General features: G+C 57.7%; 16 protein-coding genes and 1 other RNA gene. 14 read left to right on the plus strand and 3 right to left on the minus strand.

All coding sequences use genetic code 11. From position 1 onward, the window contains the following. Nucleotides 1-26: 26 nt before the first annotated feature. From HNP46_RS28665 to HNP46_RS28715, 11 genes are all read left to right on the plus strand, one after another. A complete protein-coding gene (locus HNP46_RS28665; protein WP_184595849.1) occupies nucleotides 27-608 on the plus strand; it encodes a hypothetical protein in 582 nt (193 codons plus the stop codon). Nucleotides 609-666: 58 nt separating this feature from the next. Then, nucleotides 667-918, plus strand: coding sequence for a hypothetical protein (locus tag HNP46_RS28670; RefSeq protein ID WP_184595851.1), 252 nt, complete (start codon nucleotides 667-669; stop codon nucleotides 916-918). Nucleotides 919-969: 51 nt separating this feature from the next. Then, nucleotides 970-1,161: a hypothetical protein gene (locus HNP46_RS28675; RefSeq protein ID WP_184595853.1), complete on the plus strand. Its 192-nt coding sequence runs from the start codon at nucleotides 970-972 to the stop codon at nucleotides 1,159-1,161. A gap of 655 nt (nucleotides 1,162-1,816) precedes the next feature. Further along, nucleotides 1,817-3,466, plus strand: a complete 1,650-nt coding sequence (locus HNP46_RS28680) for a hypothetical protein (protein ID WP_184595855.1) — start codon at nucleotides 1,817-1,819, stop codon at nucleotides 3,464-3,466. 449 nt (nucleotides 3,467-3,915) lie between these two features. Further along, nucleotides 3,916-4,275: a transfer-messenger RNA gene (gene ssrA, locus HNP46_RS28685) on the plus strand. A 63-nt stretch (nucleotides 4,276-4,338) separates the two neighbouring features. After that, nucleotides 4,339-4,578 (plus strand): hypothetical protein, encoded by a 240-nt coding sequence (locus HNP46_RS28690; RefSeq protein WP_184595856.1) that lies wholly within the window; start codon nucleotides 4,339-4,341, stop codon nucleotides 4,576-4,578. Then, on the plus strand, nucleotides 4,575-5,306 hold the full coding sequence (locus HNP46_RS28695) for a hypothetical protein (protein ID WP_184595858.1): 732 nt from the start codon (nucleotides 4,575-4,577) through the stop codon (nucleotides 5,304-5,306). Before HNP46_RS28690 ends, HNP46_RS28695 begins: the two co-directional genes overlap by 4 nt. After that, on the plus strand, nucleotides 5,303-5,782 hold the full coding sequence (gene smpB, locus HNP46_RS28700) for an SsrA-binding protein SmpB (protein WP_184595865.1): 480 nt from the start codon (nucleotides 5,303-5,305) through the stop codon (nucleotides 5,780-5,782). Before HNP46_RS28695 ends, smpB begins: the two co-directional genes overlap by 4 nt. Before the next feature lies 1 nt (nucleotide 5,783). Beyond that, nucleotides 5,784-6,242 carry a hypothetical protein gene (locus HNP46_RS28705; RefSeq protein ID WP_184595867.1) on the plus strand — a complete coding sequence of 153 codons (459 nt, stop codon included), beginning with the start codon at nucleotides 5,784-5,786 and terminating at the stop codon, nucleotides 6,240-6,242. Beyond that, the gene (locus HNP46_RS28710; protein ID WP_184595869.1) at nucleotides 6,239-6,697 is read left to right on the plus strand and encodes a hypothetical protein; all 459 of its coding nucleotides are present in this window, start codon (nucleotides 6,239-6,241) and stop codon (nucleotides 6,695-6,697) included. Before HNP46_RS28705 ends, HNP46_RS28710 begins: the two co-directional genes overlap by 4 nt. 94 nt (nucleotides 6,698-6,791) lie before the next feature. Continuing rightward, nucleotides 6,792-7,631 (plus strand): ATP-grasp domain-containing protein, encoded by an 840-nt coding sequence (locus HNP46_RS28715; RefSeq protein WP_184595877.1) that lies wholly within the window; start codon nucleotides 6,792-6,794, stop codon nucleotides 7,629-7,631. On the opposite strand, the gene HNP46_RS28720 is transcribed toward HNP46_RS28715, so the two are convergent. Beyond that, nucleotides 7,573-8,400, minus strand: a complete 828-nt coding sequence (locus HNP46_RS28720) for an endonuclease NucS domain-containing protein (RefSeq protein WP_184595879.1) — start codon at nucleotides 8,398-8,400, stop codon at nucleotides 7,573-7,575. The genes HNP46_RS28715 and HNP46_RS28720 overlap by 59 nt on opposite strands. Before the next feature lie 155 nt (nucleotides 8,401-8,555). Between HNP46_RS28720 and HNP46_RS28725 the strand changes: the two genes are divergently transcribed. Continuing rightward, nucleotides 8,556-9,128 (plus strand): hypothetical protein, encoded by a 573-nt coding sequence (locus tag HNP46_RS28725; protein WP_184595882.1) that lies wholly within the window; start codon nucleotides 8,556-8,558, stop codon nucleotides 9,126-9,128. A gap of 85 nt (nucleotides 9,129-9,213) precedes the next feature. Next, a complete protein-coding gene (locus tag HNP46_RS28730; protein WP_184595884.1) occupies nucleotides 9,214-9,912 on the plus strand; it encodes a hypothetical protein in 699 nt (232 codons plus the stop codon). A gap of 159 nt (nucleotides 9,913-10,071) precedes the next feature. On the opposite strand, the gene HNP46_RS28735 is transcribed toward HNP46_RS28730, so the two are convergent. Both HNP46_RS28735 and HNP46_RS28740 read right to left on the minus strand, forming a co-directional pair. Then, nucleotides 10,072-10,605 carry a hypothetical protein gene (locus tag HNP46_RS28735; RefSeq protein WP_184595886.1) on the minus strand — a complete coding sequence of 178 codons (534 nt, stop codon included), beginning with the start codon at nucleotides 10,603-10,605 and terminating at the stop codon, nucleotides 10,072-10,074. 39 nt (nucleotides 10,606-10,644) lie between these two features. Continuing rightward, nucleotides 10,645-11,235, minus strand: coding sequence for a hypothetical protein (locus tag HNP46_RS28740; protein WP_184595888.1), 591 nt, complete (start codon nucleotides 11,233-11,235; stop codon nucleotides 10,645-10,647). Between the two features lie 787 nt (nucleotides 11,236-12,022). Here HNP46_RS28740 and HNP46_RS28745 point away from each other — a divergent pair. Further along, a complete protein-coding gene (locus HNP46_RS28745; protein WP_184595890.1) occupies nucleotides 12,023-13,003 on the plus strand; it encodes a hypothetical protein in 981 nt (326 codons plus the stop codon). Nucleotides 13,004-13,605 lie beyond the last annotated feature (602 nt).

Genomic DNA, 13,605 nt, shown 5'->3' on the forward strand with positions numbered 1-13,605 from the left:
CCCTCGACATCGTATGGAGACATGTCATGACTGAACACACCACGCTGGTTAACGGCGGAAAGCTCACCCAGGAGTCCTGGGATGCCTTTGTGGCCCAGATGAAGCATGACTGCGTAGGCCCGCTGTATGCCGAGCATGCAACCGGGGACGTAATGTTCGTGGTGAAAGATCGCCACATCCAGGTTGGTTTCGATCCCGAGTACACAGACAACCGGGTGATCCAGTGGGATGACTCGTCCTGGTACACCCTCGACTCATTCATGGCTCAGCTGGACGATGACCTGAAGGAGCGCCTGCAGGCCATGGCCGTTGAAGCTGAGGATGCCCGATGGGATGACCTCGGCGATGATGATAAGTACGCCTTGATCGACAAGCTGGATTTCATCCACGTCTATGCCTGGACGGAGCACTGGAACTTCGTCGGCGTGCATCTGACCAGAAAAGCAGCCGAAGAATACGTGGCTCAGCAGTCGCGCAAGTGCGGTGGTCGGCGCCGGGAACTGGTGATCTTTGAGGAATTCCAGCCCTGCAGAGAGCTGACCGCAATCCGCAACGCGATCATGTCGGGCCGGCTGGTCTTTTCTCCAGAGGCAGCGGAAGCGCTATAAATCTCTGCCGGCAGTGGCGCCGGCAGAGACTGATCAACGGTATTGGAGCAGAGGGCACATGACTCAGAAGTGGTTCCGGCGCCTGAAAGAGGCAGGTTCAGCCGCCGGCATGGTGATCGGTCAGACGATCTTCGCTTCGATTCTGACCGCCATGGCGGTCTACTACCAGAATGACCTGCACGCGACGCGCTACACCCTTGAGGTTGCGGCCGCAGCGGGCGCCCTGGTCGGCATGATCATTTCCTGCTTCATAGAGATGAGTCTTTTGGTTTCAAACATCATCCTGCGGCACCGGGCGCGCCAGCTTTAGCCGAGCAGCCTGGTGTCTGGATCTTCAGCTGATTGATGCGGGAGTAGCCTGATGCCGAAGTTGATGCGCGATAGGAAGAAGTTTGGCCGCTGTAGCGTGCCTGGGCACGGCAGTACTTGCGAGCTGAGCCATGAGCTCCAGTCCATCGCATCGGGGCGCCATGATGAGCGTCGTGAAATTGCCCACGAGGTCGACCGAGGGCTGGATGAACTACTTGATCAGGAAGAGGAACCCCTTCAGTGACGGACATCGAGACACTCAAGGTTCGCGTCCGTGACGGTCATGCGACCAGGGAAGAAGAGCAGGAATATGCGGTCTACTGCAAGGCCCGAGACAGCTCCAACCTCTATTTGGCCTGGCGCTTCATTCGCTACTGGTCGTTTGCCGTGCTCATGGCCGTCCCAGTCAACGCCCTGAGCTATTTCGTCGGCGGAAACGAGGGGCCGATCCTCTCATTCGTCCCAGCAACAATCGTAGGCATCATAATCTGGGTCTTCTTGACACTGCTGCCACGAAAATCTGCATCGTCGTCACAGGCTAAACGTCCCGTTGCTGGCACAAACGGTTCACGTTCGAGCAGCTCAAGTTCTAGTTCAGAATCCTCCTGGTGGGCTTTCGGAGGGGACAGTGGCTCAAGTTGGGCCAGTGGTGACTCCAGCTGCGATTGTGGCTCCGACGGTGGAGGCGGGGACGGGGGTGGCGGAGGCGGTGACTGATCAGCTTTCGATATTCGTGCACATGCTAAAGGGAGTAGAAAATCAGTAGGTCGCCACATGGCTTATGAAACGAGTGTGGGTGACCCGATGCTCGGCATGCTGACGCGATTTTCAATCCTCGACGGCAGTGCGATACTCCAGGCCGGTGCACAATCCGCAAACCAGAAATGGAGTTCTGAACAATGGTGCAAAGCGTCTCCTGCAGTGGTTGTGGCGCGACAAGCTCTGACGACCGGGCACAGTGCCTGCAGTGTGGCTCAACCCTCACGGCGTCGTACACTCCGGAGCCGGCCAAGGGCGGCAACTTCATCAGCACCCACTGGAACGGCGACTACTCCCTGGCTCGCTCCTACTGGGTCAACGGGACGCTGCTCACCATTCTCCTGATGTTCGTCATGGCCGTCCTTTTCAAGGCGCTGGACGGTGCCCCCATGGGCGCCATGGCCTCCGCGATTGTCGTGACGACCTTCTGGGTCGTGCTCCTGGCAATCACCATCTGGCAATTGGTCGGCATCTGGCGTTCGGCCTCGATGCATGTGCCGCGCGGCGGCAGGCAGATCTGGGCATTGGCGGCATGCCTGATGGTTGTCTTGGGCGGCTTCCGCACTGCACATACCTACGTTACCCAAGCATTGCCGGCGGTTAAGTCCAAGATCATGATCGCCATCGGTCAGGACAAGATCCCTGAGTACCGTCTGACGCTCCTGCAGGACAACACCGAGCTGGAAATTGCCGGTGGCATCCCGGCCGGCACGGCCGCAGCGGTTGAGAAAGCTCTTAACGAACACCCGACGGTGAAAATCCTGCAGGTCAACAGCTCCGGCGGGCTGGTCGAAGAGGCAGCCTACATCGGCAAGCTGGTGCGCCAACGGGGGCTCACGACTTACACCTCCTCCGCTTGCATGAGCGCTTGCGTCCTGATCTTCATGTCTGGCCAGGAGCGTCTACTTGGGGAAAAAGGGCGAATTGGCTTCCACTCGGCCGCCCTGGTCGGATCAAGCGGTAGCGATGCCTCGTCGAATGAAGAGTTCATAAAGATCCTTCGTGACCATGGCGCCTCATGGCAGTTCATCATGAAGGCAACCTCCACCAAGCATGATGACATGTGGTTCCCGGACAATGCCGAGCTTCGCCGTGAACATATCGTTACTCGCCTGGTAGAAAGCCGCAGCTATGGCACCGCCGCCATGACCATCTGGAAAGACCCGATGAAGGTCGACCACTTCCTGATCAAGCTACCGGTGTACGCTGCCATGCTGAAGTACGATCCGGAGAGCTATGCGACCATGAAGGCGGTCTTGATGCAGGGTGCCGAGCGCGGCTTGTCGCAGGCCCAGATCACCGCCGAGGCTGCCAGGAAGATCCAGGAAATCATCCCAGTGTACATGGCCAAGGCTCCAGGCCCTGAGTTGGTGAACTACTGGACGATCCAGATGCGTGAGGTCGACGCTTTGGTGAAGATCGACCCCAAAGCTTGCGCGGACTTCATTTTCCCTGGCCCCAATGGTCAACAGGTGGACATCCAGCGCATTCTGCCGATGGCACTTCTGAAAGAGGACGTGGCTGCTCTGGAAAAAATGATTGAAGCCGCATCCCTTCGCCCTCAATCCAACGCCAGCACCCCACAGATCCAGAGCGACATGACAGCAGCTGCTGTGCGCCTGGAGAAGAAACACCCAGGCTCCCTCGAGTTCCTAGAAAAAGGTGCAGCCAACAAGAACGACCCTGCCAAGCTGTGCTCGACGTTTTCCGCACTGTACTGGGAGATTCTCGCCATCCCAGACCCCAAAAGGGCCGGCGCGGTTCTCAGATACATGCTCTCTCAGAGCTGAGCTCCAAGGCCCCCTTAAGGGGGCTTTCTTTTGCACCGGATTTGCATATCCTCGCCACAATCCGGGCCGGCATCTGGGCCCGCCTCCAATCTCTGGTGAGGACACTGCATGATCTCGTTCCTGGTCTTTCTGATCCCCACCACACCTACAACGCCCCTGATGCAGAGGACAATCGAGACGACCTGACCATCAGTCGACTGACGATGTGGGATCTGGAATGGGCTTCCTGCTCACTTGGTGACGTCCCAGTTCAGCGCGACCTGGAGAAAAAGCCCACAGTGGAGGAGAGCGGTCTCTCTCTTTGAGACCAAATACCCAACTCAGGAGACCGCCTTCGGGCGGTTTTCTGTTTCCTGAGCAAAGGTGCGATAGCCAATCATTGGGAAATCTACTCATCGCATTTTCTAGATTATTGACACCGTGCGAATTTAGCGTAATATGTGTCTCACGGGGCTGATTTGGATTCGACCTCGAAAAGAAGTTTGAAGACGCATGCCGAGCACGCGGTTCATCTCGTCAAAAATGACCGCAAAAGATTAGTCGCCAACGACGAAGTCTACTCCGTAGCAGCCTAAGGGCTGCTTCCGCTGGCTCCTGAGTTCCTCATCTCTCGGGTTTAGTCAGCGTCATACGAATGAGGGTAGGTGATCCCCGCTGACTGGCGCAGGGTGATCCGAAACTTAGCCAGCACACCCTACGAGAGCCTGTCGAGCGGCGCGAAGAAGGGTCACCCAGTAGATCGACTAAGCATGTAGTGTTAACTGACGGGCGTTTGAGACACGAGGGTTCGACCCCCTCCAGCTCCACCAATAAACCAGAAAAGGCGCTTCCTCGAAGCGCCTTTTTTGTTCCTAAGACTGTTGGAATCGGACATGTTCGCAGAGCAAAAGGTTTACATGCAGTACACCCAGCCTGGGTGCTCTAACGCTGGCTGGTTGATCAAGCCCAAGGCCCCGAACGGGGGAAAGCCGGCGTGCGTCCGGGTACAGCTGGGTGATGAAGCTCGTCAGCTGGCTCAAACCGACATGACCCCGGATCAGGCGGAGCTGTTTGCTGAGCATCTGGTACAGGCAGCCAAGGAAGCGCGCGAGGCTCAGGCGAAGCTCGCATGATCCACAACTACTTCGGGGCTGTGCCCAAGCAACCGACGCCTCTAACGCCTGAAGATATCGAGCGAACCCAACTTTGGCGCCTTCGGAATGTGACGGCTTCCTGGCCGGCATGGAAGCGCCATTACGTGCTGACCAGACACAGTGAAAGCGCTCAGATATCTCCTGGGTTTGTGCACCTTGTCGCCTTCGCTCAGGAACAGGAAAAGCAGGGGTTCAAGTTCCGACAGGGCATGATCGAGGAAATGCAGGCCGGGCGTGATGAAGCGGAACGCGCGCTCATCCTTGTGCAGGCGCTCGTCGAAAGCCTCTGGGGCATCCGCGAAGACCCAGCTGCAGGAAACGTCATTCCTGCAGAGGAATGGGGTAAGGTTCTAGACATCCTCGCGCAGCTGGAAGACGTCTCCAAGTACGGCGCCGCCGATATTGCCTCCCGCGCCCACCGGGTAATGGAATGGCTTGCCAGGCTGGCCATGACGATCACCAATTCTCCGGAAGGGGTTGATCTTGAGCGTGACCCAGTATGGTCAATGGAGAAGGTTGCATGCCAGCAGCACTGGGGTGTCTCCAGCCATGTGATCGATTACACCGACAGGAAGACCAACGTCCTGGTGCAACTGGGCGACCGGGATGGCTGTGACGCCAGGGTCAGCATGACCCCGGATGAAGCTATCGAGTTCGCCAATGCTGTGTTGGCCAGGGCTCAGGCTGCAAAAGAAGGAAAGGAATGATGAAACCCAAGCACAAAGACGTGCCGCCGATTGCCAGGAACCGCCGGGCCGGCCATGACTACTTCATCGAGAAGCGCATCGTTGCCGGCCTCAAGCTGGAAGGCTGGGAAGTGAAGTCCCTACGCGCTGGCAAGGCCGAGCTCGTGGACTGCTACGTGAAGATCCTCCACGACGAGGCGTACATCATCGGCGCCAGGATCGATCCATTGATCACGGCCGGAACCCATGATTTCCACGACCCGCAGCGTACACGGAAATTGCTCCTTTCCAGGAAGGAGATTTCGGATATCCGCGAATCGGTGGAGGTGAAGGGTTACACCTGCCTGGCACTCGATCTACATTGGGATCGTCACCTGGTGAAATGCACCTTGGGTATCGCCAAGGGCAAGAAGAACCACGACAAGCGCGAAGCCGACAAGGTTCGTGACATGGATCGCGAGGCCCGAGCGGCTTCCAAGACCGAAAGGATGGCCTGACATGGATGCCGGCGCAAAGGATGCGGATAAGAAGACTCTCTACGGGGATGGTTACGTCCTCGTAGAGGCTGCCCGGCGTGTACAGGCCTTGATGCGAAGCAAGTACCTGGAGCAGGCGGCCTGTCAGAGTGCTGAAGAGGTCGAGCGATCCCTTCTTGCCATTGGCGAGATCGGGTACTGCATGGACACGATCAACACGCTCTGTATGGAGCTGCGAGAGGCCGCCAAGTACGTTCCTGGTCTCAACCGTTTGATTGAGGCCGAGAACCGACTCCGAGCGCGCCTGTGCACACACCAACAAGCACTACGCGAAACGGGGAGTGGCGCCGTGGCTGAGCTGATCCAGAAGCGCCTTCGCGTCATCACTGACACGACCAACGAGTGCATCAAGCTGGTGGAGACGCTTCGAAAAGAAGCGACCGAGCACCAGATAGCAGAACAGAGGAAACAGGCGTCATGAAGGCCTTCACGAAATCTGATCTGCTAGCCTTGGCACCTCCTTTGACTGCAAATGACGCCCTGGCGCTGGCGATAAGTGTTCTTGAGCAGCGCCAGCTGCAGCAGTACGACAGCCTCCAGCGCGCCTGGCGCCCCGGCAATGCTACCGGTGAGCAGATCTTCGACGTCGGTGTCGACGAACTCAGCAAGTGCCTGGCGGCGGTCAAGGCACTGCGTGTCGAGGTCGACCAGCGTGTGGGCGTCTCTGCCTCCATGGTGTTCTCGCGTGTGATCATGGAGCTCAACACCCGCCAGCGCCGCTTCATTCCCGGTAATCGTTCGCCCAAGACCAGGGTAGAGACATTCGTGAGTGTCGAGCTGACCAACTGTGTCGCACTGATCGAGGGCCTTCGCCAGAAAGCCCGCCGGCTGGAAGAGCTCTCGCTTACTCGCCCAACTCGGCGGAACGCCGCCTAACCAGCTTTTCCTTTCGGGTGCTATCCCAATAGACTCAAGGCACGGGTAATCACGCCCGTGCCGGCGGCCGTATGGCCACACTGAAGTCCTCTCAATGAAACCCAAGATCGCCTTCCTGCTCCAGACAAACTACGTCACTCGCCTAACGACGCCTGTGGGCTACTACGCACAGCTGAACGGCTACGACATTGTCGACTGCACGGCGGCCAAGGATTTGGACATCATGGACTTGGCCGACTGGAGTCAGTACGACCTGGTCATCCCCTACGGTTCCACACAGCTGAACCAGATGTTCCGCGAGTGCGCCCTGGGCGCGTACCTGCAGTTCGAGGAGGGGGCCTACAGCACCGATACCTGGATGAAGAAGTTCGGCAGCCTGGCGCTCAACAGCGCCGGCAGGACGATGCAGGCCTGGGAGGTGTTCGAGCATCTGGAGCGGCACCCGAATGCGCACGTTCGCCCTAACTTCGAAACGAAGGCGCTGCTGGCTAGGGTCTTTGATAAGCAAACCTGGCGTCATCACTGCATCGAACGCAACGTCCGCGACGACCTGGAGGTCTTCGTGAGCCCGGTGCGTGAGATTCTGGCTGAGTACCGCACCTGGGTGATCGGCGGCGAAGTTGTAGAGGTAAGCCAATACTTAAAGGCGGGGGTACTGGAGACTGCGCGCATCGAAGAGGGCGCAGTTCACGATGCTGCTCGGCGCCTGGCCGAGGTGTATCTGCCTGATCACGCCCAAACGATGGACGTAGCCCTGACCCCGGAAGGCTACCAGCTGATCGAATTTAATGGTCTGCACGGCTCTGGCTGGTACGCCGGCAACGTCCACAAGATTCTGGACTTCTACGTCCAGAACCTCTGTCAGAGGCTTGGCCTCACTGCGAGCGCAGCGCCCGGTGGTAAGCCGCTTCCAGCTCCGGAGTTAGAGCCGTAAGGTCATCCGTCGTGCGGATGGAGAACTGCACCATTCCATCCGCTCGGGCGACGCCGGCAACGGCGTTGCGATCCTGCTGCTCGAGCGCCAGGCTCACCTTCAGGCGCGGGTGCACCCCTGCGGTGATCCAGAACCGACCGAACATCTCCGGCGCCCCGAACTGGCAGTCGTCTGGGCCCTCGGTGATCACCACATCAGCCAGCTTTTCGAGTTTGCTGCGAAGTGCCGCCACCAATGCCTGCACTGCTGGGCCGGCCGAGGAGAGGCGGTAAGCAAACCCTCGTCCCAATCGAGCCCTCTGGGCGCGCTGAAGGCTTTCCTTCAAGTAGTCCGGCCGCCTGGTCGACGCCTGGTGCTGCAGGCAGAAGAGGGAGTCCGTGAAGAACTGGTACGACATAAGGTCGAGGTTGGCGTTGAAGTGGTTGATCGCCTGAAAATCGTAGCGGTTGAAGTCCTGGGCGATGCACACCACGCGGACACCAGACCAGTCGATCACAGCCGGATCGATGTGGAGGCGCTCGGCGGCCAGGCGGGCAAACTCGTCACGGTGATCCTTGAGCCAGTCCAGGTAGAAGAGCCCCTGGCTCATCACGTTCTCTGGTGCGGAGTCCCGCTTGAACTCGATGATAACCGGAGAGTTCGCGTCGTCGAGCGCAAGAGTGTCTATTCGGCCCAATTGGGCGCCTATGCGGTATTCCGAGGCCACCAGACGCATGCCCAGCAGGACAGGGAGGTTGGACTCAACAAAGGTCTGCAGCTCCTTCTCCATGGCGGGCTGCCAGCGCTCCAACCTCCTGCAGGGGTGAGCTCCACACTGAAATAGCTTGATCGTCACGGGAATGCTGCCGATGCTATATCCCCGGCAGGATTGCCGGGTAGAGTGATGAATATACCAACAATTGCAGGTAAAGGCAGGTCATCCCCATGCCGCTGAACATCAGCGAGAACAACATTCAGATCCTGGCCAGGATAACCGACGCTTCCCCGCAAAGGTGCCGGGAGCTTCTTGAGATGGCACAGGGTGACGCGTTCGGGGTGATCAACATCGCCTGCCGGCGACCTGGTTCCGAATCACACACCTTGGTGAGGGACGCCTGCGCGACCCTCAAGAAGTACTTCCAGGATGTGCATGGCGAGTTGGAGAAGAAGCCGGCATTCATGGCCAGAGCAGGGGATGTTGGCCCTGTGCCCGAGACTGCAGAGATCACTGCCGAGAGTGTTAGGATTCTCCGCCAGATCAGCGGCCACGGGATGATGGAGTGCCGGAAGGCGCTTGTGGCCGCGAATGGCAACGTCCTTGAGGCAGTGGGGCATCTCTTCTACGCCGGCTGCCTGATCAACGTCAAGAACGGCGGCTACGACGCCTGGCTGGATAGGATGGTCAAGAGTTTCGCCGAGGCTCACGAGATTCGCGACGGCAAGATCGTTGAGAAGAAGGGTGTGCCACCCTTAAAACCGTCCTTCATGATCAAGCCATCCGACTACGAGCAAAGCTGACCTACACCTCCTTTTCTGGTAAATTGCGCGCCTTCACTAGACCCGGCCCCTGGCCGGGCTCTTCTTTGCTGAGATAGGATTCCCCGTGGCCAACGACATCAACGATACGCAGTACACCACCGAGCCCATCGTCAAACTGGAGGTGGCCAAGCTGGCCTCCTATCATGACGTGTCTGGGCTCGGCGACTATCGGGTTGTTGAGTTTGAGCGCCGGCTCATCTGGATCCGCCAGACTCGCGCCGTCCTGGAGTACTGGAGGAACGGCAAACGACTCGCAGAACGCTCGACCAGGGCCTGGGGCTCAAGTTATCTCTCGGTTTTCGAGAGCAGTATCCTCGAGGCCATCAATGCCTGCAGGGAAGAGGAGATAGATGAGTCCAGTGACATCGAGCTTGTGATCCGTTTGATCATCACCGACGTCCCGGCCGTCACCTGCAATGCGTTCGCAAACGGCGTGGCTTCAGAGAAGATCGGCTACCGTCCTATCCCTGAGACCTGGAAGTCCAATCACCATCTTGCTTACCAGGGCGATGGAGAGCTCCATAAATGGGCCAGAGCGAAGGGTGTTGAGCGAAGTGAGCTTGTCGAGGAGGTGCAGTGGATCTGCCCGGCCGAGGTCATGGATCTGATCGCCTGGCGAAGCAGCAAGCACCTGACGGCTAGCGGTGCTCGGGAAGTCGAGGCCTTCATCGAGCATCTACGCAGCGACATTACTCCACTCAATGGCGACCTGATCAAGGCTCGAAAGCACGCGGCCTTCTTGGCCGTTGGAACTAACGTCTAGGCTGCCATAGACAGCCAGGTGCGCTATAGTGTGACCGAGAGCGCGAAATCGGTGGCCATCAGCCGGCAATGACCGACGTAGGAACCCTGCCATGGGGCTGAAACCTGGCAGGGTGAGACCTCTCACCACAAAGGCCAGCCCCCCTGGCCTTTGTCCTTCTTACGCGCCGCTCTTGCTGAAAGTCAGGCCCGACTTACAAGCGGAGAGCACTGCCTTCACCATATCGATCCGCGACTGCCGGCGCCGTTCCTTGATGTCTCGCTCGTTCAGCAAGCGAAGTTGCTCGTGGATAAAGTGCGCAGCTTCATGCATACCCAACCTAGCGACCGCCCAGGCAGCGTCGTCGATCTCAGCTTTGAGGCTCGGAGATTCGACGGGCTTCGTGGTTAGCGGCAGCTGATTGAGACGGTCGCTAAGGCCCATTCGGTGCCTGTGGTTGATCGGGGCCTGGTAAAGCTGGAGCATTTCACCGTTCGAGCGGAATACGTGAGTGCGGTCGCTACGAGATTTCCCATTCTCCTTAACCCATTTGACCCGCTTGATCCAGCCCCAGGCTCTGTTCCGCTTGGCCTTGTTCGAACTGATGTAGGCCACGGCGTCCTTGAGACGCTCGAACTCGGTGATCGGCTCGTTGAGGCTCCAGCCGACCTGATACCGGATGCCGGCTTGGCTCTCGATGAATTGATATCTCACTTTGGTATTTCCCCTTGTTCTTGTTGTCAGGGTGATTCGTCACGGAAGCCTTGGGTGGCCCTTGCTGACCTTCGCCACCAGTGATGCGATTAGCCCATGGAGGTCTTTCACCAGCGGAGTGAAGACTCCGACCAACCTCGAGGCAGCCTTGAAGCACTTGGTGCACTTCTGACTCCTGGCTTCACGCTTACGCTGAGTCTCAACCAGCTTAAGCCCCTCATGAAGCATGATGCTTGCGGCCTGGTTGGCACCAATCCTGGACAGAAGTTGGAACGAGTCCATGACCTCTAGGTATAGGGGAGTGCCTTCTGGATAGGCCGGTCTTTTCGGAAGGGACATCCAGTAGTCCAGGTACCCCTTGCGCTTCTGGTGGAGTGGAGCCTTCGCGAGCTGCAGTTCTTTGCCAACAACACGCCAGATGTGGGTGCGGACGCACTGGAGCTTCCCATCGTTGGTGTAGCACCGCTGACGCTCGATGGTGGTTTTGTAGTCCCCCTTCGGGGAAGGATGCGACTGGGTGTACTCATAGGCTTCGCGCAGTGAGGGGCCGCCCCAAATGGCGCTCATTCCTGAGCCGTCGAAGACGAAATAAGTGATCTCGCTACCAGTAGCGAGCTGGAAGACGTGCATGGAGTGCCTCTTGTTCTTGTTATTGGCAGCACCCGGCGCCTCGGAGGGCGGGGCATTCAATCAATCTTACCGAGCTGTCACGGGTGAAGCAGCTGTAATGAGGACGCGAACGACTGATTTGCGTATCGCGGAGCCAAGCTCTGGCAAACAGCATCTAGGGCAAACGCGCGTTGCTACGTGAAATCTGAGCTTTTTACCGTGGCCAGGACGGCCAGATTTCAAATTCATCGTTTTTCGATGGATTGGGCGTTTTTTCATCGTTTTTCGACTGGATTCATCGTTTTTCGATAGAACATGGGAAATCGAAGCAAATCACCAGGCACGTTATTCCTATGACTATTCTTTTATTATCAGTAACTTGCGAGCAAATTATCGATTTTACCTTAGCTCGATTTGCTATCCTAGAAACTACTTTAAGTATGCTAGAAATCACTTTAAGTTCGCTTTAAAAGATAGATATTCATAACTGATGACTCAAATTACGATAGGCGCTATCTATCATTGGCATCAGAAATTGATCGTCCGGAGCTGATTGAGGTGATCACTGCTAATCGTTATTCTCTAAGCAGATCTGCAACCGGAACTCCCTCTGGAGGGCAGACCGACCGGAGCTTATGCTCCCCCAGCCTGTGAGCGGGATAGCGCAAGCGAAAGGTAAGGCCGGCAACCCCGAAAGCCCTGGTGATTCGTCGCTGGGGCTTTCCTTTTCTAGAGGTAAACCGGGCGCTGTGCCATCATCAGCGCACCCGGCCACGTGCGGTGGCCAGCGTGTAGGGAGACGCGTGCGGTGGAGCTCAATCCTTTCCGGTACTTCAAAGACAAGCAGGTTGCTGATCGACTCATCGATGAGCACTTCCACGTCCTCGCTCTAGAGGAGTACCGCTCCGGCGCTCGACGGGCTGGCCTGATGGCGAAGGCACTCGCTCGGAGTGGCGGTAACCCTGGCGCCCTCGAAGCTGAATACATGGCCTTGCTGGTTGTTGCCATCCGCGATGACTTCTACATAGCCAAGCGTCTGCAGGATGCTGCACAGGCAGCCGCAGACCAAGCCAACCGGGAACGGATTGTCTCTGAACAATCGGCACGGGAGAACCTGCAGCGCCAGCGGGCACAGGAAAAGCGCCAGCGTGATGCCGCGTCAAAGGCGGCAGAGGCCGAGCGACAAACCCAGCTAGCCGAAACCAGGGCCAGAGCAAAGGGGCTCGATGCTCCTGAGTCAAAAAACTGGGTTTTCCTCACTCTGATCGCTTTCGCAGCTATCCTCGGCATCGGCCTCTACAACGCCAACAAGAGCAATGGTGCCTTCTACCGAGGCTGGCAAGAAAAGACTCAGCAAGATGCTGGTCAGCCAGTCATTGCGTTCAATCAGCCTGGATCGCCTCAATCTGCGCCAGCAGCTCAAGCCCCGGCTGCAGTACAGGCCCCCTCGCTCCCCAAGAAGAAGACTGAGTACGATTTCCTGGTTGATGCCTACGTCATCATGCACGACGAGCTGAACCCAGCGTCGCCAAAGTTTAACCAACGGCTGGTCGATCAGATAAACAGCCGCACTGATGCACTGATCCTTGCCGGCTGGAAAAACACAGAGGCCCTAAGCCAGGCCGTAGGCGAGTTCATGCCTACTGTTCATACACAGCAACAGCGATCCAAAGCGGACGTCCAACGCCAACCACCAGTCCAGCGCGCATCTTCCACTTCCTCGTGCGTGTTCAAGACCGTGATGGACGATGACGACTACAAAGCCTGCGGCTTAACGCCGCCAAGATAGGCCACACCGGAGCGTCTATCTCGGGCTTTTCACTAATTCTTCACGAATTGCATCCCGACAAGCTGTTGCAATTTGCAAGGGAGAATTGTTTAGAAATGGCCTTTCGCCATGTAGAATGGCGCCATTCAGAACTCATAGGAGTGGGCAGAGCCAGGCACCTTCAGTCGCAGGCATTTCCAACAACGCCCAGGTGAATGCTTTCAGCCTCACCGGGGATGTAAATGTCAACGCTGCTCCAGCCGTCAACGGCAACCAGAGCAACGCAACTGCAGATACCCGGCTGGGGTTCAAATCCCCGGCGAAAACCAACACCCACGGGACTTCCCGTAAGCAACAGTCCAAGGAAAATCAACAGATGACCAAGAGCCGCACTCCGAACAGCAAGAAACACCAGCCACTTCGGAAATGCGCGATTGTTGGGTGCCTGGTAGGCGCACTGGTTGGTGGGCTCCAACCCTCCCACCCCTATGAGTTTTGAGTCGACGTCCTGGGTGAGCCACTTCCCAGGTGGTCTGCTCCCCGCATCTGAGTACAGGGACTCACGCTAATTTTGCTGCCTGTTTGCGCCGCCGAAATTCCCTTGGGGATCGGTAGTTCAAGGC

Source organism: Pseudomonas nitroreducens, assembly GCF_014204515.1.
Lineage (GTDB): Bacteria > Pseudomonadota > Gammaproteobacteria > Pseudomonadales > Pseudomonadaceae > Pseudomonas > Pseudomonas nitritireducens_A.